At 54.7% G+C, this 18,180-nt stretch carries 18 protein-coding genes; 2 read left to right on the plus strand and 16 right to left on the minus strand.

Annotation, left to right across the window (positions count from 1 at the left end):
• Positions 1-122 precede the first annotated feature (122 nt).
• Together DWX58_RS00785 and DWX58_RS00790 are read left to right on the plus strand one after the other, a co-directional pair.
• Positions 123-1,409 (plus strand): RecQ family ATP-dependent DNA helicase, encoded by a 1,287-nt coding sequence (locus DWX58_RS00785; RefSeq protein WP_118640925.1) that lies wholly within the window; start codon positions 123-125, stop codon positions 1,407-1,409.
• The gene (locus tag DWX58_RS00790) at positions 1,390-2,472 is read left to right on the plus strand and encodes a hypothetical protein (protein WP_118640927.1); all 1,083 of its coding nucleotides are present in this window, start codon (positions 1,390-1,392) and stop codon (positions 2,470-2,472) included. The genes DWX58_RS00785 and DWX58_RS00790 overlap by 20 nt, the downstream gene beginning before the upstream one ends.
• A 1,132-nt stretch (positions 2,473-3,604) precedes the next feature.
• Here DWX58_RS00790 and DWX58_RS00800 read toward each other — a convergent pair.
• The 16 genes from DWX58_RS00800 to DWX58_RS00870 form a co-directional block, all read right to left on the minus strand.
• Complete coding sequence (locus tag DWX58_RS00800; protein ID WP_147382207.1) at positions 3,605-3,982, minus strand: hypothetical protein; 378 nt, start codon at positions 3,980-3,982, stop codon at positions 3,605-3,607.
• Between the two features lie 104 nt (positions 3,983-4,086).
• On the minus strand, positions 4,087-4,656 hold the full coding sequence (locus DWX58_RS00805) for a hypothetical protein (RefSeq protein WP_118640933.1): 570 nt from the start codon (positions 4,654-4,656) through the stop codon (positions 4,087-4,089).
• A 42-nt stretch (positions 4,657-4,698) separates the two neighbouring features.
• Entirely contained in the window at positions 4,699-5,808 is a 1,110-nt protein-coding gene (locus tag DWX58_RS00810; RefSeq protein ID WP_118640935.1) for a hypothetical protein, read from the minus strand.
• A 15-nt stretch (positions 5,809-5,823) separates the two neighbouring features.
• Positions 5,824-7,167 (minus strand): TPM domain-containing protein, encoded by a 1,344-nt coding sequence (locus DWX58_RS00815; protein ID WP_118640937.1) that lies wholly within the window; start codon positions 7,165-7,167, stop codon positions 5,824-5,826.
• Positions 7,168-7,186: 19 nt separating this feature from the next.
• A complete protein-coding gene (locus DWX58_RS00820; RefSeq protein ID WP_118640939.1) occupies positions 7,187-8,320 on the minus strand; it encodes a hypothetical protein in 1,134 nt (377 codons plus the stop codon).
• 47 nt (positions 8,321-8,367) lie between these two features.
• On the minus strand, positions 8,368-9,579 hold the full coding sequence (locus tag DWX58_RS00825) for a hypothetical protein (RefSeq protein WP_147382208.1): 1,212 nt from the start codon (positions 9,577-9,579) through the stop codon (positions 8,368-8,370).
• 95 nt (positions 9,580-9,674) lie between these two features.
• Positions 9,675-10,733, minus strand: a complete 1,059-nt coding sequence (locus DWX58_RS00830; protein WP_118640943.1) for a DUF5067 domain-containing protein — start codon at positions 10,731-10,733, stop codon at positions 9,675-9,677.
• Positions 10,734-10,750: 17 nt separating this feature from the next.
• A complete protein-coding gene (locus DWX58_RS00835) occupies positions 10,751-12,088 on the minus strand; it encodes a hypothetical protein (RefSeq protein WP_118640945.1) in 1,338 nt (445 codons plus the stop codon).
• A 153-nt stretch (positions 12,089-12,241) separates the two neighbouring features.
• Complete coding sequence (locus tag DWX58_RS00840) at positions 12,242-12,925, minus strand: TIGR00266 family protein (protein ID WP_118640947.1); 684 nt, start codon at positions 12,923-12,925, stop codon at positions 12,242-12,244.
• A gap of 47 nt (positions 12,926-12,972) precedes the next feature.
• Complete coding sequence (locus DWX58_RS00845; protein WP_118640949.1) at positions 12,973-13,821, minus strand: DUF4428 domain-containing protein; 849 nt, start codon at positions 13,819-13,821, stop codon at positions 12,973-12,975.
• 25 nt (positions 13,822-13,846) lie between these two features.
• Positions 13,847-14,254 (minus strand): hypothetical protein, encoded by a 408-nt coding sequence (locus DWX58_RS00850; protein ID WP_118640951.1) that lies wholly within the window; start codon positions 14,252-14,254, stop codon positions 13,847-13,849.
• A 68-nt stretch (positions 14,255-14,322) separates the two neighbouring features.
• The gene (locus DWX58_RS00855) at positions 14,323-14,880 is read right to left on the minus strand and encodes a hypothetical protein (protein WP_147382209.1); all 558 of its coding nucleotides are present in this window, start codon (positions 14,878-14,880) and stop codon (positions 14,323-14,325) included.
• A 20-nt stretch (positions 14,881-14,900) separates the two neighbouring features.
• Positions 14,901-16,241: an SPFH domain-containing protein gene (locus DWX58_RS00860; protein WP_118640955.1), complete on the minus strand. Its 1,341-nt coding sequence runs from the start codon at positions 16,239-16,241 to the stop codon at positions 14,901-14,903.
• A 364-nt stretch (positions 16,242-16,605) separates the two neighbouring features.
• Positions 16,606-16,740: a hypothetical protein gene (locus DWX58_RS15815; RefSeq protein ID WP_279229844.1), complete on the minus strand. Its 135-nt coding sequence runs from the start codon at positions 16,738-16,740 to the stop codon at positions 16,606-16,608.
• A 141-nt stretch (positions 16,741-16,881) separates the two neighbouring features.
• Positions 16,882-17,268 (minus strand): hypothetical protein, encoded by a 387-nt coding sequence (locus DWX58_RS00865; protein ID WP_147382210.1) that lies wholly within the window; start codon positions 17,266-17,268, stop codon positions 16,882-16,884.
• A gap of 134 nt (positions 17,269-17,402) precedes the next feature.
• On the minus strand, positions 17,403-18,020 hold the full coding sequence (locus DWX58_RS00870; protein ID WP_118640959.1) for a response regulator transcription factor: 618 nt from the start codon (positions 18,018-18,020) through the stop codon (positions 17,403-17,405).
• Positions 18,021-18,180: the final 160 nt, after the last annotated feature.

The raw sequence follows: 18,180 nt of genomic DNA on the forward strand, positions 1-18,180 counted from the left end.
AATTCTATTCTGAGCGCCACAGGGAAAACGTTCACCATGTGGCATTAAAAAAAGATTACCCCCCTAACAGGGTTATAGAGCCATGTCGGTTATGGTTTCATCACAATTTAGGAGGTATTTCTGTGAAATTTAACTACAATCTCAAGTATGCCATGGAACAGTTACATATCAAAACATTACGCAAACATCAAATTAAACCCATCGACAGCATCCTGAACAGACAGGATACCTTGGTTATTTCTCCCACAGGTTCGGGTAAATCAGCAATTTTTCAATGCACAGCTCTGGTCATGCATAAGAAGACTCGTGCCTGGACTTTGGTGATCGAACCCACCATCTCTCTTATGCTGGATCAGGTGGAAACGCTCAACTCTCTAGGCATCGGAGCCGAATGGATCTCTGGCACACACCCCATGAAGACGACCAGCATTACTTATCTCACCGATGAAGGCAAGGAGCGTCGCATTCAAATCGACGCTCCTTTTCTCTATGTAACCCCCGAACGACTTGCCTCCCCATCATTTCGGAAAGCCGTTGCCCATAATCCCCCCGGTATGGTGGTCATCGATGAGGCCCACTGCATCCTTGAATGGGGATATACGTTCCGCTCCAGCTACTTAAAAATTTCCGACTTCATCGCCCAACTGAAACACCGTCCGGTCGTCGCTGCCTTTACCGCTACAGCGCCAGAGTCTTATCGTGAGGAAATCTGCCGTTTACTGAAACTACGAGAGCCTAAGATTTTTTCAAACAGCCTGGTGCGGCCAAACCTCATCTTACTGCATGAGAATTGTTCGAAGTTTTCCATAAAGCAGCGGCTGTCCAAAGTGAAGTACTGTGCAAAAAAATATGGTCAAGACGGCCGAGTTGTCATCTACTGCGCTACACGCAAATACGTAGATATGGTGGCCAACTATCTCACAGGTCAGTTTCCAGGTGAGGTTGTCAAATGTCATGCCTACATGGATTCAGGCAAACAAGAGAAAAACGAGGTAGCCTTTATCCGTGGTAAAAAGAGAATTATGGTGGCCACTACAGCTTTTGGAATGGGCGTTGATGTGTCGGATATCCGCTTGGTCATTCACTTTAACCTGCCTCTAAGTGTTATCGACTACTACCAACAGATTGGACGAGCGGGCCGGGATGGCAACAAGGCCCACGCCGTACTGCTGTACCACCCTGACGATATTGATTTAGCCAAACATATTGTCTCGAAAGAAAACCTCACGGATGATGTCAAGAAATGGCTTGCGAGACGAATTCAGGAAATGGCAGATCTTGCGGAGAGTAGTTCTTGTATCATGCAGCAGATGCTCTCTGCGCTGGGGGAGAAACACCCTAAAACCTGCCGTCATTGCACAAACTGTCAGCGAATGAGGAGAGGTTACGATGCACCTGCAGAAGATTAAGGCTGGAATTCACACCATTGAATTGTATGCTGCTAACCTGAAATATTGCGAGACACAAAAGGTTGTTGACCACCTGACGGACCAGAAGGCGATTCAACTGCGCAACTCTGATCCCTATAACATCGACCGCCGGATGAAGAGCAGTTACCTCATTGACCAGGGCATAAACATGAGAATCCACCAGAGCCATAAGAAATCCAACGGGATCTCTTTTGCTGTCAATCCGTCCACCTTGTTATCCTCAGAATATCAGCCCTTGAAGCTTTTTAAGCCGACAAAGAGCAACGTGCGGGAGCTCTTGGAGCAATTTAAGGAAGTATTAGATGAGGTTCAACTGTCCCACCACGGTAAACTCGTCGTAACCCCGGAAGAGTTAAGCCTTAGCCGGATGGACTTAACCGTAGACCTCTATTTTAGCAAGGATGTGAATCTCGCCTCGCTCATCCGTATTTTCCGAAAATCCAAGTGCCCGCGATATTATAAGCGCCATGAATTGAAAGGAGAGAAAAAACACTATTTTTCTATTAAAACAAAAAAGGCCTGCTTTAAGGTCTATGACAAAATATACGAGCTAAAGAAGTTTGATCGGTGTCCTCCTGAAAGGCAAGACCAGAAAATTCTTCGCCTTGAAATTACACTAAAACGTGAGAAGTTTTTGAAGTGTTTTAACCTGAAACGAGACGACGATCTGTACACCATGCTTAACGCCGGGTACAAGCAGATTCGCTACGTGCTCTATCAGTACCTGGGCAAGATGTTTCCTGCCTGTGGTACGCATTGGACATATGAAAAAGCAGTAAGAAAAATTAAATGGAGCGATTTGGAACAAACCGCCAAGGAGCAGATGTTGTTTTTGGTGGAAAAGACGAGCCGCGGTGCTGGACTGGACACCGCAGCTCGTAAATGGGAGGAAGCTTATAGGGTTGTTAAGAAAAAAGAGTTTGATAAAATGATGCGGATGTTTGATAAGATCGATGTGAATCCTATCACACTCGGAGCCAAAGAAGGTGAAATTCCATGCCTACGGAAAATGCTTGAAGCAGTCAAATTTCCTGGTACATAAAAAGCACCCTCCATTGCAATCGTAACACTCAGTCCCTGGAGTTAGGCATGACATGCCTAACTCCGGGGACTTCTTTGCATACTGTCCCTTTTATGCCCTCTTTTGTCCTAGCGCATCCCTATCAACTGATCGGTCCGATCTGCCATGAATAAGGGAATGTTCAGCATATTGTCATCCAGCTTCAAGTTATCCAGCGAGAAACGCTTCCGGAGGTCGATGATTTGCCTGTCTGTGGCTGATGCGTGGTCAAAGATGATCAGGCAACATACAAAGCAGAGAAAAGAATGCAAAAAAGTTAAAAAACCAGATGCTTTCTTTTGAAAGAAGCGGATTTTATAATAGATGATACAGGACTTGAAGTTGGAAATATATAGCCCTTGTGTTTTGGAATAAAATTGTCCTATACCATGGACGGGTCAAGAAATCCAGAGTTCCTTTGTGCCATCTGTTTTTTATGGGAGATTTTCTCCTTGAGGGAAAGCTTTTTCCTTTGGCCTCTTACTGCAGACTGGCAAGGTCTAGGGTAACTCCCAACGGGAGTGCGGGGCTATGAACGCACAAAGAAGGGTGCGAAAAGTTCCTTCTGTGCCTGCTCCATACAGATAACAAACTTTTCGCACCCTCAAACAAGTGCTCGTATTCTTTTTCGTGGGCATCCGAAAAAGTCAACATCTTCGGTGCAGCACCACAGCATCAAAGGAAAAGACAGCCGATGAACATAGTCCTCTTGCTGTCCCCTGAAACGGAGACAACAGCCGCAGGGCATTGCCCTGGCGGAAAACGGCTGAAGCATACAAGCCTAACAGTGTGCGCAATGCGAGATACCTCCCTCGTTCACAGGTGAATCCTGCCCCGGAGTTCCACCGAGTACGCGCAAAGAATCAATAACAAATTCCATACACCACAACATATTGCGCCTGTCAATGCCGATGAACCATATATATGATATTAACTGGAAGGTTTTCTCCACTTTTTTCGACAGAAAATAAAAAGCCGCCTCCACAGCTTATATGTGGAAGCGGCCTTATGCCAGATCGTGCGGGACATAATTTTTTCTCAACTGAAAGGCGGAGACGCCTAACAGCGGATGCGTCCTATGTTCCTATTGAAACTCATTTTACAACAACAAAATTTATAATGCCTCTAACTTGGCAAGCAGATAGGTCAGAGAACTGTCATAAAAGACAAAATCATTTGCTAAACCAGCATTTTTGGTGTCCACGGCCACTTTGCGCACAACGGCTTGTTCCGGTCGGACAAGGAGCAGAATTTTTACATCCTGCTTATTCTGCTGGATGGATTGACAAAGTTCAACTGCCTGATCCATGTCCATTTGATCTGCAATATCCAGGATCGCCACATCGGCATGGAAAACATCAACGCCGACGACAGCCTGTGAATAATTGAGCTGGGCAGCCCATAGGAAATCAAGCTCCGGCTTTGACTGAAAGGCCGCCGACAATCCCTGCCCGAGCATCTTATTGGATGATATAAATAGAACTGTTTTCATGATCGGCATCCTCTATCCAACATAAACGTTTTCCTGATTGATTTCGATGGGTATCCTGCCCCTCAGTCACACGATGGGATTCCTTGGCGAATCCTCCCGTTGGTTTACGCCCACGGGTCGGCGGCCTTCGGGGTACGGACACCGGTGAGCAGATACTGCTCCCAGAGAAACCATTTCCCGTCGCTGCCCCGCTGACGCATTTTAATCGGGCGTGGATCATCTGCGCCGCCGCAGGGAATAAACAGCTTCATATAGCCCTGTTCCTCGCCGGAAACATGGCTGCTTTCCACCCGGATAGTATAGGGCTGGGTGGGGGTGTAGTTGTTGTCGGGTGTGGAACCCACAAAGTAAGTAAAGGGCAGGTAGGTTTTTCCGTCACGAAAACGGTCATTCAGGAAGGAGATCTCCTGCCCGTTCAACGGGCGCGGCCCCCGCAGCCAGTTCAGCATGTCCAGACCGATCTGTCGGTCGGCGGCATAGGCACACAGAGCCAGGACGGTCAGTGCCGCCGTCTGAAAGGGGGTGTCAAGGGACGCCTCCGGAAGAGCCTGCAGCTGAGCAAGGCTCTCAGGAAGGGCCGGGAAGGTAAAGGTTTCACTTTTGTTTCCCATGGATGAGGCTGCCGTCATAACCGTGTCCATGGCGGAATGTTTCAGCTTGTCAAAAATACTCATACAAATTCTCCTTTCGCTCCCGCAAATATCTCACGTTTTTCCTCAGCCATAGGTGCGGAACAGGTCGATGCAATCCGTTTGCTCACCGAAGAAGGGCGGGCACACTCCGGTTTCCCAGTCCTGCTCGACGTAGAGGTATTCACCGGTGGGATCCATCCGCACCGGGAAACTTCCGCTGACAGAGCCGCCCATCCCGTCGGAGAGCTCCAGGCAAAGACAGCCGCTCTCCATGCGCCAGACGCCGGTGTAGGCAAGCACATACTCCTGCCCGTCCGCCGGTTGCTGATAGAGATTGACGATGCCTTCATAGTCTGGATCTTCGCTGTCTCCCCAGCTGATTTCTATGTCCCAGTGTTCACAGGACCAGTTGGTGTAGGCCAGCTCCCAGGCCGTGGGCGGATCCCACCGGACGTCCTCCGAAGGCTCCCAGTCCTCGGGATAGTCCAGCCCGGTCACAACCCCCCAAATCTCAAAATCCATCAGGAGGGGCGCATCCGGATCGCCGGGTATCCTGGGAACGCCGTATTCGTCCACCTCCGGAAACCAACCGCACATCGGACCGTTGTCTGGCTCAAGGGTGATACGGACATCCGGTAAGGGGTGAGAATCATCCAGGTTTTTAAAGATCAGCACCGGCTGGGCGCCTTTTGCCTGGTAGAGCACCTCCTCTGTGACCTCCCCCACTTCGAATTGGGAAGAAACCCATGTGATATGCTCTGCGGTCAGCATGGTGGTTTCATCCCGGGGGACGATGCAGAATAAATCACCGTAGCCCGGGCCAAGGATACGTTCGGCCGGTATATACAGCAGAAACGGCATGGCCTCCGCCAATCCGGCACAATTCTCCCGCAGCCAGCTGGACAGTGGGGTGGAGTCCCCCTGCTCCCGGTATCCCAAGTAGGCCACTGCGCCGGCGTACTGGTCGTCGAATGCCATAGCATCATATAACAGGTTCAGAGACTTCTCCGTCAGCTTCGAATCAACTCCCGCCGCAGAATCCTTTCCTCCCTTGCCGCCGGAAATGGTTCCCGCCGTGCTGCCGGTTTCCGTTTCAACGGGCGGGGTGTCTTTGTCGCCGCAGGCAGTCAGGCACAGAGCCAGCGCCACACACAGAACCGCCGGAAGAAGCCGGCATCGGATCAAATCCTTCATGACGCAGCCCCCTTCTCAGAATTTTCCGCTGCGGCCGCTGCCCCCGCCGCCGCTTTCGCTGCGGGTACTGCCGCCGCTTGAGCTTGATGTTTCAATTTTGGTGCGTGTCTCGGTGGTATGGGTATATTGGTCGTACTGCTGTGTGAGGTGTAGCCCCCCTTCAGTAAGGTACGCATTGGCCTCCTTCTTTTGACGGACCGACTTCATACCGCGCATGAGCCACATACAGATAGCCCCTGTCGGCAGGCAGGCAAGAACCGCAACTGCAGGAAAGTACTCCCAAAAGTACTCCCAGTAGGAAAGGCGCACCGGGTCGCCCGCATCGGCCTTGGTCAGAAATTCGTCACAGGCGTCCAGATAGTGGGAGATACCTCCGTACCAGTCGTTGTCCCCAAAGTCGCCCAGGAATTGTTCCTCCAGCTTTTCCTGACCGAAATCGTCGAAGGCATATTCGGCATACTCGCCGTAGACGAACGTGGCATAGTTCCGCTCCTCCATGCTCAGGAGCACGATGATGCCATCCCGGTCTTTTCCGAAGCCAAGCTCACTGCCGTGATAGAGCTGATAGGTGACCTCGTATACGCTGCCGTCTCCATAATCCGTGAAGTCGTCCACCAGGGCAAAATAGACGCCGCAATGCTGGCGGTTGGAAATGTCTGCGGCACGGGTCTCCAGTTCCTCCCACTCCTCATAGGTAAGGAGGTCGCTGATATCAAACACATACTGCATGCTGACGCTGCTGGGCTCGGACGTTTCCGGTGCCTCCGGCACTGTCGGCGTCTCAGGTGTTTCCGGGACAGAACTGTCCGGCGAGCAGTTCGTGAGGATATAATCCTCCGCCGCCTGCGCCATGTCATACACCGCCTGGGTCAGCGCCACAGCGCTCATGGTGATGTCCTCGCCGTTCCAGGCCCGCTCCGCCATGGAGGGTTCCACCGCAGTGCGGATTGCCTCGGCCAGGGCCTGGCTGCTGCCCCGGTCTCCGCTCAGGTTGGCGTAAACGCACCAGCCGTCGGCAGGCATGGCGTAGGTGCCCGTGTCCTGCGGCTCCATCAGGATGGTCAACGTAGCGCCTTCCCGTTCCTCACCATAGCCGTAATTGTATCTGGCATAGATCCCCGCGGCGGTATCAGTGATGCTGTCATAGCTCACCTGGGTCAGTACATCTACACGCAGGTCGATTCCCAATTTTTCTGAAAGTTCCGGGAGGGTTTCTTCGCCCTGCATGGTCAGCACAGCCGAACCCAGTTCTTCGGTTTCATCATAGATCACGCCATATTCTGATGCAGCCAGAGCGGGCGTACAGAGGGATAGCGCCAGCAGGAGAATCAGTGCAAAAATGGAACACGTTTTCTTCATATCTGCTCCACCTTCTTTCTCACAGTACCACGAAGACCGCCAGCAACGAGCCCAACACCGACAGAGGGGCGACTATGGCAGCAAACAGGCCCCAGAATCTGCCCCAGCTGACCGGGAGGTCGCCCACCAGTTTGCCGGTTTGTCCGTTCATGGCAAAGAGAAAGTCCTTCCCCCTCCATTTGCTGTTCAGCATCCACACGGGCATCAGGGCGTAATGCACTTTGCCACGCTTCAGATTGACGCTGTTATGGATCAGCGTGCAGGTATGATAACCGGTTACCGTGCCGCGCAGCGCCGAGGACAAGGTCCCCGCGCATCGCTGATCAGCCCTCTGCCGGCATTGCTCTACCGTCACGTCGAACTTATCAGCCAGAAAACCGGGGAGATAGGCCGTGGAGAAGGGCTTCAGCTCCTGATAGTCGTAGGGCTCGATGGAGTCCATGTGATCGTCCGGCATCTTGCTGGAGGCGTCCACCGGTATTTTCTCAAAGGAGATGGATCCAGCCCGATAGACGTCATAGTGCTCCGTCTCCGTGATCTTATAGTCCCCCGAGCGGTATGTATGGGAGCGGGTAGCTTCATAACGGGCATCGCCTTCCGCCTCACCGTCGAACATCCAGAAGGGAACGTAGATCCCCTGGATCTCCTGCACATGGTTCTCCTGGGTAAATCTTTTGGGTAAGAAAATTTTCCCTTTATAGTGGGCTTTGAGGGCTTTGACGGCATCCTCCTTGCTCAGTTTGAAGGGGATGATGAAATCCGGCCGCAGCTGCCCGGAAAACTGTCCCGGCACCACGGTGGGGTTGCCGCAGTAGGGGCAGGAGGTGGCCGCCGTATTTTCGTCGCAGATCAGCTCCGCGCCGCAGCTGGGGCAGCTGTAGGCCCGCATACCGTCGCCCTCCGTACCCCAGTCCTCAGAAAGAGAAGAGGTATCCCACTCGTCCCCGTCCGGGGACGGAGCATTCCGTCCGGCCTCCTCCGCTGCCTGCTGGGCTGCCGCCGCATTTTCTTCCTTCTCTGCATAAAGCGCCTCGATCTCTGCTACATCGTAACTGGCGCCGCAGTATTCGCACTCCAGCCTGCCGGACGCACCCACAAAATGGAGTGGGCCGGTACAAGATGGGCACTGATAATTGGTTACCTGTGTTGGCATGTAAATGCCTCCTTTCCATACCGAAACAGCCCGGAATCCGCAGAGAATCACCAGTCCGGGCTTTCGGTGAGCCAGCTGTCCAGTGTCAGGATACGCAGCTGCGCATCATACTTGGGCATAAACGGCAGGTGGGCACCGTTCTCTCCCGCACCCAATACCATCTCCTCGCCGCTGGGACTGACCACAAGGGGATACGTATCCGAAATATCGTACGGGTCGTCTGAGACGCCATAGTTTTCTCCGCCCACCAGGGACAGGCTGAGGGTCACATAGCTGGGTCCGTCCATGACGGATGTGATCTCCCAGGTGCCGCTCCACATCTCTTCAAAGAGATCCGAACCTTCGTACTGCCAATCCAGATTGACGCTTCCGCCCGTCTCATCCTCGGGGAAGAACCATAGGTAGTAATTTGCGGTTTGGTTTGTATCCCATGCTGCCGCCTGCACCGTCCAGCAGCCCTCAAGTCCAGGGGCGTAGATCCCACTCCAGCCGTCTGCCAGCCACGGTGCAAGTTCCGAAGGCGTACCCCGCCAACCGTATTCCGAAAAGTCAAAGGAAAGATAATCCCCATTTTCCGAGAAACAGGGCACGATGTGCCCCGTTGACGTATAGAGCTGCGGATCCCATACGCAGTGGTTGCCTGCGTTGTCGACGATCTGGACCTCGATGTAGGACCGGTATGCGTATGCATCGTCCCCGCCGGCTGTAAAGATCAGCACCGGGTCCCCGGATTCCGAACGATAGAGAACCTCGATGATCTCTTCGTTGCCTGATTTCGGATCCAACCGCATGAGATTGACGGAAACTGTCGCATTTTCATCAATCGGTACGAGACAATACAGATAGTCGTCGTTTCCGATGGTATGCTCCGCATCAATTTCGGAAATAAAGGGATATTTCTGAAGCATCGACTGATCTGCTTCCGCCAGCCAGTCTCCATCGGAAGTCTCTCCGGTATAGCCCAGCAAGGCCACACCGAACATAGTCTGGGGGAAATCCATTCTGTCCCGCAGCCAAGCAAGTGATTGTGCCGCTTCCTGGGAAAACTCGGTCTGTACCGATCCGACATCGGGTCCACCGCCACCCGGACGCAGCACTTCCGGTGTTTTCTTGTCGGTCGTATTGGGGTTCGTTTCTCCGCCGGCGCTTATGTTCGGCCCATATGTTCCCGTTTGCGGCTTTTGCCCACAGGCACAGAGAGACAGCATCAGAACCAGCGTCAGAAGAAATGCGCTCACTTGTTTTGGTGTTCTTCTCATAGCCGCTCCTTTCAAGCTTCATCAATCCATACCGTTACGCAAATGGGGATCGCCCCGCCCCAAAAATGGGGCGGGAGCGATCCCCATTCCGGCTGTTATCCGATGTAGTCCGGCATGGACTCGCCCGATTCCATCAAAGGAAGATACCAGTCGTAATAGTAGTAAGGCAGATCTTCCTCGATCACATCATCCCAGTAGGTTCCCCACGGGCGCAGGTAGATATCATAGGAATACGCATCATCGCCGCTTTCATAGTAGCCGCTGATGTGGATCATGTCCGGGTAATCCACAAGGCCCGGGTCAACGATCCAGTCTGCGTGCTCCAGGGCAATGTCCGTGAACCATCCGCCCTCGGACATCATGGTGCCAAACTCGCTGGTTCCGGCTTCGTCCAGGCTGACCGAGGCGGATACCATAGGCTCGGACTTCGTGTAGTCCTCGTCCCAGAGGGTAACGGTGCCCATACCGTCCTCACCGATGTCAATGGTACCGCAGATGTCCCACCAGTCGCCTTCCATATCTTCGTAATAGCCCCAGCAGCCGGTCATCACCCACCAGCCGTACCAGTCGCCGTTCCACCACTCACGCGGCTGCCCGCCGCCGGAGACAGCGGCTCCGCCGGATCCATCGCCCTTGTTGCCGCCGGTAAGGTTGGAAGCGCCGCTGCCCGCAGATTCCCGGCTGACGGTGGACAGGTCAATGGTGATGGAGTCATTTTTGCTGCCGGTCATCTCCTCAAAAATCACCTCGACCTCGCCGGTGGTATCGTCCAGCTCAAAGGCGGTTTGGATCTCCACTGTGGCGCCGGGATCCACATTCTGATACTGGCTGTCATCCACGGACTCCAAGGTTTCCTCGTTGAGATAGACTATGGCCATATCCAGCTCCGTGTCGTTGTGCATGGCTGTTTCGTAAATGGCCCAAAAATAGTCGGTGGTCTCCTTGCTGTTGTTGGTGAAGTCCAGGGTCAAAACCAGGGCGTCGTTTCCCTCATAATCCGTCATGATACTTGCGCCCTTATAGCGCAGCTCAAACTCTCCTACGGTGAGCAGGTTAGGATCTTCGGGTTCTTCTTTTCCCCCTTTGCCGCAGGCTGTCAGGCTGAGCAGCATGAGAACTGCAAGGAACAAGCAGAGCAGTTTTGTGCGTTTCATGTTCAATCCTCCTTATGTTAGAAGCCGCTGATCTTGAATGCCACCAGTTCCATTGCGGACTCGTCCGCCCGGTCTTCGGTCATAATGGCCAGGATACTACCGTCGGCCAGCTTCGCGCCGCCGCAGAACCAGGGGTAACTGGTACCGAACAGATCGCTGTCTTCCGCCTCGCCGATATAGGTGCCGTCCTTGGCCCAGAGCACCACCTCGCGCATATTTCCATCCAGGGCGAGATAGCCGTTGGCCGTCTCTGCGACAAAGGTGACGCTTCCCAGGCTGCTGCCGTCGGAATCTGCCAGCGTCAGCTGCAGCACACCGTTGGTATCATAGACAAAGACCTTGTGGCCGCTTTCATCCGCGGCAGACCCGGTGACATAGATATGGTTCTCATCAATCAGCAGGTGGCTGATCAAATCAACCTCTTTGAACACGATGGTCTCCGTTTTTACCGCACCGCCGGAGAGGGTAATCTTCTCGCACTCCGAGCTGGAGAACCAGCTGATGCCCCAGGTTCCGGACGGATGCATGGTCACATAATCCGGGCCCTCATAGGACGCTGTCTTTGCGCCGTCTTTCCAGCTGATCAGCGGCTCCATGAACTCCGCAAGCCAGATGATCCCATTGGTATCGGCAGAAATATTCGTATATTCCGCATCCAGCGCAATATCCTCTGCAAAGGTCAGGGATGTACCGTCGTAATCGTAGCGCTTCAGCGCACCGTCCACCAGGAGGTACACCTGATCCCCAATCACAGCGGCGGCATGGTTGAAGGTTTCCTTCGTTATCATGCAGTCCTTGATGGGGAGCCACTCACTGTTCAGCGTGTAGGTGCCTATCATGGCGCTGTGAGGCTGGGCGGAGAAGGGCTCGCCTTCCCAGTACCAGGGGCCGTCTTCATTCCCGATATCCTCCAGGTTGATCGTCAGCCCGGAGAGCAGCTGATCTACACGCTCATCCTCATACTCGCCGATGATTTCAATCAAAACGGTCGCGTTGGCACCCTCCACACGGCTGAGATACCGCAGGCAGGGAGAGCCCCAATAATTACCTTCGGCTTCGAGACAGTCAATGCCGCCGACGGGAGTAAAGTCATAGGCCTGATTGACCGCGTATTCGTACTCGTCGAAGCCGTAGCTGGTGAGATAGTCGCGGAAGTCTCCCGGATCTTCAATGGAAACATAGATATCGGCTATGACGAGGTTCCTATCAGCGCCTTCCTCGGGAAGCGTCATGCTGATGCTGGAATAGTCGTCATGATCATAAAAGTCATCTTCTTCGTAGACCCAGCCGTCCGCCTCATTGTAAGTAAGATCCCAAAGGTTGGCATGGATCGTCGTTTCGCTTCCTGATTCCACAGGAGGCTTTGTCTGCTCGGTTTCTTTCGACGCCGAGCTTGGCTCTGGACTATCCTTGCCGCAGGCTGCGAGGCTGAACAGCATCAGGGCCGCAAGAAGGAAACATGATATCCTGAACTTGTGTTTCATTGCTATTCTCCTCTCCGATATTGCTTACTTTTTGTTGCTGAAAAACGGTGTAAGCAGTTCAGCCACCTTGCTGATGGGCATGGTCTGCAGGATCACCTTTCCGGGGCCGCGGACAACGGTATTAAAAATACCCTCTCCGCCCAGGAACATGTTCTTCGCGCCCTTGACCATCACAACGTCCATGGAACAGCTCTCTTCCATTGCCGCCAGATAGCCCGTGCTGACCAGCATCTCCTGCCCAGCGGCCAATTCATATTCTGCCGCATGTCCGTCGATTTCGATAAATGCGGTTCCATGGCCGCTCAGCTTCTGCATGATAAAGCCTTCTCCGCCAAAGAAGCCTGACCCCAGCTTTTTCTGGAAGTGCATGGACAGCTCCACACCATCTTCCGAGGCAAGGAACGCACTTTTCTGCACGATCATGGAGTGACCTGCGCTGATGTTCAGCGCTTTGATGGCCCCGGGGAAGCTGGAGGCAAAGGCAATGGTACCATTTCCGCCTTCCGCGGTGAATCGGTTCTGGAAAAGAGAATCCCCCGACACCAGGCGCCCCAGCATCTTCTTCATTCCGCCGCCGGAAGTGGTCTCCATCTTGATGTTCGGGCTCATCCAGCTCATGCTTCCGCTCTCAGTGATCATGGATTCGCCGGCAGACAATTCACATACGACAACAGGCAGATTCCCGCCTAAAATCTCGTAGCTTTTCATATGTAACCCCTTTCATTTCCACGGACTTTTGTTTTTCCGCGGTATCCTCATCCATTGACAGATCCGCCGCAGAATTCACAGCAGCCTCTGGAGTCCGGTGTGGTGGTTGCGCCGCAGAACGGGCAGGTCACCGCCGCTTTGGGAGCTGCGGCTGCGGCCGCCTCCTCCCGCGCCTGCTGTCGGACCTGGAGCAGCGCATCCCGGATCTCCATGCCCATCTCCTCATATTGCCGGTACTCTACACTGGCGCGCACTTCCTCTGCGTTGGAGGTGAGAGAGCCGCCCCGCATACCGCCGAAACCTCCGCGCATCCCACCGCGGGGCCTGCGCATGGCGTCCGGTCCATCCAGCAGCGTTTCCTCGTCGTTGTCCACAGCGCTGCTGTTCAACTGGAAACGGATCTCGTTGAAATAGGGGTTGTTCACATTGATGACGATGTAGAAATTATAGGAATAGGCATACCGCCTGGGGTTGAAGCTCTTCCGCTCCCCGTCCTTATCCTCGTATTCGATTTCCGTCTTGCTCTCGTCGATATCCAGCTTGCAGCCGGTCACATCAGAGAAAGACAGCACATCCGGATTGGCCTCCTCCCAATTTCTGGCGGAGGTGACCATAAACAGGCCGGCGTCTTCGTCCAGCAGCACTTTGGTGCGCTCGCCCAGGGTCCGGGTGGTACGGAATGCGGAAACTTTCGCCTGATTTGCCTCCCGATAGGCCAGCTGCTCCTGAATCTCTGCCACTGTGCTTTGGCGGCGGTCGCTGAACCAGGGAGAGAGCTTAGCGGCGCAGCTTTTGCAGAGGTTTCCGTCCTCCAGCTTGCGGTTGCCAAGCAGTCCGATCTCGCCGCCGCAGACGGAACACTCCTTCTTTTCAAATAACTTTCCAAACAGTCCCATATCCCTCGTTCCTTTCTAAATCTGATTAAACGCCAATGGCGTTCTTCATCTGCATGGCGCCATAGATATACAGCCCCGGCAGCAGCAGATTGAGAACCAGGCTGGTAATGCTGAATTTTCCTCCGCCAACGATACCGATGATGATAGAGATGATTGCTAAGACCGCGATGACAATGCCCCATTTGATGCAGGAAGCCGCCTTCTGGGGATCGCTGCAGGCGCCGATGCCCTTAATGCCCGCAATGAACTGAATAATAGAGGCTACCGTTACAAGGCCGGAACTGACATAGAGCAGTCCGAAGCCCTCCGTGCTTCCCGAAAGCGCCGCCAGAGCACTGATGCCGAGAATGGCCAGCACACCTGCGATTACAGCAATCACGCCGCCGATGATCATGAGGATGGATGTCACCTTCAAAAGCTTCTGACCTTTCATTTGTAATACCTCCTGTTTTATGTTTTTATAAATGGATTTACATGTTATGGATGGTCCCATGCGATACGTTATAACGGAGGGATCTCCCGCCCGATGGGGTCGGCCAGCTCTTTCAGCAGAGCTACCAGAGTCGAAATGCGTTTATCGTTAGGAGAGGAGTACTTTATCCTCTGCTCACCCTCTTCCGTGTCCCAGATGAGAGTAATGCTGGAGGAGCTGCTTTCGTCCTTCGCGCCGCCCAACCAGCGTCCCAGGCTGCTCCACAGGTCTATCCTTGGCTCCGGCTTCGGCTTCATCAGCGGGTAAATCTCCAAGACGACCTGCTCCACATCGGCCCACTGCTCGGCAGAGATGGGGACATTCTCTTTTTCGAATGGATCATGCCAGCCCACGCCTTTTGGAGGCTCCTCCGGGTAATAGAAGGTCTCCACGATGGCATCTGGGGAAAGCCAGATAAAGAAGTCGTTTCGGACTGTCATACCGCCGAAAACGCTGTACATGACACCGGTTAATACGCCGGGCGGTGCGGCAGGTTCCGTACCCAGCAGTGAATTGCCCTCTCGCTGCTTGAGGTAGAGGGCTCCTGTCAGCAGCAGGATCAGGGCCAGGGCTGCGGTGCAAAGCATTGCGGCTTTTTGGCCTTGTTTCATCCCTGTACGTCGCCGTCATCAAAGGGGTCGCCGCACTCGGGGCAGAACTTAGGGGGATGGGCGGGGTCGTCAGGCTCCCAGCCGCACTTGTCACACTTATACTGGGGAACACCTGCGGGCTTGGGTTTGCCGCACTCGGCGCAGAACTTACCCTTGTTTACCGTGCCGCAGGAGCAGGTCCAGCCGTCTGCGGCAGGCTTGGGCTTGCCGCACTCGGGACAGAATTTTCCGGTGGCGGTGGCCCCGCAGGAGCAGACCCAGCCGCTGGGGGCGGGAGGTGCGGGGGCGGGCGCCGGGGGAGGAGGGGGAGCGGGTTGTGCCTGCTGCTGGGCACCCATCTGATAGAGGTTCTGGGCGTTCATGCCTCCCATCTGTCCGGCCATTCCCATGCCCATAAAGGCCATGGCGGGACCGGCATTGGGATTACTTGCCGCAGACTGCATGGCGCTGGCCTGGGCGCCCACCAGATGGGCCGCCGCCCGGCTGGGATCCATAAAGGCCGCATTGCGCTGCATTTCCTTGATCATCTGCTCGTCTTCCTCGTTGGCCTTGACGCTGGAGACGCCGAAGGAGACGATCTCGATGCCGCGCAGGTCACGCCAGCGGGAGGAGAGCTGCTCGTTGAGAGCTTCTGCCAGCTCCAGTGTGTGTCCGGGGAGGGAGGAGTAGCGGATCCCCATGTCCGAAATTTTGGCAAAGGCGGGCTGGAGAGCGGTCAGGAGTTCCGTTTTCATCTGCCCGGCGATCTGCTCGGTCTTGAAGTCCTCGGTGACGTTGCCGCAGACGTTTTTGTAAAACAGCATGGGGTTTGTCAGGCGGACACTGTACTCGCCGAAGCAGCGGATGCCGATGTCCATATCGATAGCCGCCCGCTGGTCCACCACCCGGAAGGGGACAGGGCTGGGGGTGCCGTACTTGTTGCCGGTGAGCTCCTTGGTGTTGAAGTAGTAGATCCGCTGATCCTTGGGGGCCTCGCCGCCGAAGGTGAAGCGCTTGCCGATGTTCTGGAACACGCTCTTGATGGATTCTCCCAGATCGCCGGTAAAGAGGCTGGGTTCTGTGGAAGTGTCGTAGGTGTACTCGCCCGGCTCGGCACACATATCCACAATTTGGCCCTGCTCCACGATGAGCATGCACTGGCCGTTTGCCACCGCGATGACAGAGCCATTGGTGATGATATTTTCATCCCCCTTGGTGTTGCTGGAGCGGCCCGTGACCTTCTTTTTTCCCTTGACGGCCAGCACATCCGCGGGGAGGGCTTCGCAGTAGAAAAACTCCTTCCACTGGTCGGCCATCACACCGCCGGCGGCTCCAAATGCAGCTTTAATTAGTCCCATAGTGCATAATCTCCTCTCTGTTTTTATTTGGTTGAGGTGTCAGGAACATCCACCCGCTTGCGAGATACTCGTCTGTATGGGGGCTGGGTCAGAGATACCGGACCTACTCCCTGGTGCGTTTGATATGCAGGCACAGACTCAAACGCACCTTCGGGGCGGTTAGAGACTTCTCTGCTATGGTTTTATTTTACTTGGCTTTGTTGGTTTGCACCCTACCCGCAGCGGGTAGTTTTTGGATAAAAAGCAAAAAAGCGGAGCGGTATTTACCGCTCCGCTTGCTGTATATACCGAAATTTTTGTGAAAGCTTACTGTTTCTCAAAGGTCACGATCACTTCCTCCATATCAATGACGATGGTCTTTCCATCATAGATGCAGGCCATACGTTCCGCCGCTGGTGATCTCGGGAGCCTCGGCGGCGCTGGCCGTCACGCCCAGAGCGGGCACCAGTGAGAATATCATGGCCAGGGTCAGCAGCAGACTGGTGATCCGTTTTCTCATGTCTTTTCTCCTCCTTTTCCAAAGTATCGTTGTTTCCGTCCACGAACCGTGTTTCAGGCTGTGTCAGAAAAGGGGACCCACGCCTATTTCATAGGCGTGGAAATGGGGGTGCCCCCATTTCCAAAGGATTTCTGTCCGCCGCTAAAGAGACTGCAGGCTGGCGGCCAGATAATCCAGGGACACATCATAAAATACAAAATCATCGATCTCCCCCTTCCGCTTGGCCTCGATGGCCCGGTGGACCGCCTCCGTCTGCCCCTCCGGGCACATGAGCATGAGGCGGCAGTGGGGCGTGACCTCCCGTAGCCATGCGCACAGGGCCAGACAATAGCCGATGTCCTGGGCGCCGTCCTCGGCCACCTCCAGCAGCGCCCCGGTGGCCAGGTGGGAGCGGATGGCCACATCTGCGTTGGCATAGTCCGGCTCGTAGCACAGCTGGAGGCCGGGGTCGTCCCGTGCCTTGGCCATCAGGCCCTGGGCCAGCGACGCCCGGCGCATGATGAGCACTACGGTTTTCAGCGTCCCCACCTCCCTGCATATCAGATATCTTGATTTATTGTAGCGCTCTTTTGCGCCCGGCGCCCTACCCGCAGCGGGTAGTCTTTTGCACCAAAGAAAAAATCCACCGGCGCGGGGCCGGTGGATTGCAGGAGCATATTCTCTTAATACAGGGGGTTGATCCAGCCGTTGGAAATCATGTAAAAGGCCAGATCCACCGCCTTGGAAAAGCCGGTCTTGCCCAGCATGTTCATCTTGTGATATTTCACGGTGTTCTCGCTGATGAACAGCTCCCGGGCGATCTCTTTTGTGGTCATGTGCTTGCACATCAGTCGGAGCACCTCCATCTCACGGTCGGTGAGGGGGGCCTCCCCCTGGGGCAGGGGGATGGTCTTGGGCTCCGGGAAGCGGCTGTCTCCCGCCATCACTGCCCGGGCCACCTCCAGGAAATCGTTCAGGCTCCGGCTTTTGTAGATAAAGCCGTTGGCCCCGGCGGCCTTGGCCCTGGGGATGTAGGTGATCTCATCAAAGGCGGTCATAACGATGATTTTGATCCCCTCGCCGGCCTTGCGGATGTCCTCCACCGCCTTCAGCCCGGAGGCGCCCCCCTCGGTACAGACGTCCATCAGAACCAGATCGGGGTGCAGGTGGCGGCAGAAATCCAGGGCGTAGTCGGCGTTTGGCACCTCTCCCACCACGGAGAAATCCCCTGACGCAGTCAGTGCCGCCGCCAGTGATTCCCGCATGGATGCGTGGTCCTCCACGATCAGCACTTTGGTCATGTTCGCTCAGCCTCCATTGGAACAGATAGTTCAATGCGGAACCGGGGGGAAGTGTAGAGCTCCATGCTGCCGCCCAGCCGGGCCATGCGGCGGCGCATCCCGCCGATGCCGCCCCCCTCACGGACTGGACCGGCGGGGGGGGTGCCGTTGTCGGGGACCG

Source organism: Pseudoflavonifractor sp. AF19-9AC (assembly GCF_003478995.1).
GTDB lineage: Bacteria > Bacillota > Clostridia > Oscillospirales > Oscillospiraceae > Lawsonibacter.